General features: G+C 42.1%; 2 protein-coding genes. Both read left to right on the top strand.

Annotated elements, in window-relative coordinates; all coding sequences use genetic code 11:
• The coding region (locus A3757_RS27290) for a hypothetical protein (RefSeq protein WP_197470254.1) at nt 1–286 on the top strand (286 nt) is incomplete at its 5' end.
• Between the two features lie 3 nt (nt 287–289).
• A partial coding sequence (locus A3757_RS23130) for an NAD(P)-dependent oxidoreductase (RefSeq protein ID WP_156506511.1) occupies nt 290–825 on the top strand: 536 nt, incomplete at its 3' end.

Here is an 825-nt window from a genome sequence, read left to right as displayed (position 1 = left end):
AGGCTCGACCTACCACATATCAACTCGTGAAACAGTTTCCATACGGGAGCTTGTTGAACGTGTCGGTGATGTGACAAAAGTTTCTTTTGAAGACTTTGTTGATGTTACAGAAGACCGTTTAGGAAAAGATCAGGCATATTTACTTGATAGTACTAAAGTTCGTAAGCAATTTTCTTGGGCCGATAAAATTACTTTGGACGATGGCATTAACGAAACATTGCAATGGGTCGAACAGAACTTAGAAGTCTTGCTGACGCTTCCTCACAACTACCAACATAAAGCGTAAATAATGAATATACTAATTACTGGCGGCTGCGGCTATATCGGCAGCGTTCTTACACCCCAACTTCTTAGCGATGGACATCATGTAACCGTCGTCGATACCCAGTGGTTTGGTAATTTTTTAGAGCCTCATGAGCGACTTACAGTAGTAAAAGAAGATATTCGGAATATAGACGCTATTCCGCTTGAAGGTATCGAAACGATTGTCCATCTTGCTAATATTGCAAATGACCCAGGGGTTGAATTAAATCCTACTCTATCCTGGGAGGTTAATGTTCTTGGCGCGCAGCTGCTTGCAGATAGGGCGGTTAGAGCTGGTGTAAAACATATGCTCTATGGTAGTTCTGGCAGTGTATATGGCATTAAAGATGAGCCTCAGGTCACCGAAGATTTACCTCTTGTTCCCATCACTGTATATAACAAAACCAAAATGGTAGCAGAGCGAATTATGCTTAGTTATAGCGATAAGATGCAGGTGCATAATATAAGGCCTGCTACTGTGTGTGGCTGGTCTCCACGTATGCGCTTAGATGTAAGTGTAAA

The organism is Oleiphilus sp. HI0117 (genome assembly GCF_001635235.1).
Note: the sequence above shows the minus strand (reverse complement) of the source record. Positions and strands in the feature narration are given on the sequence as shown.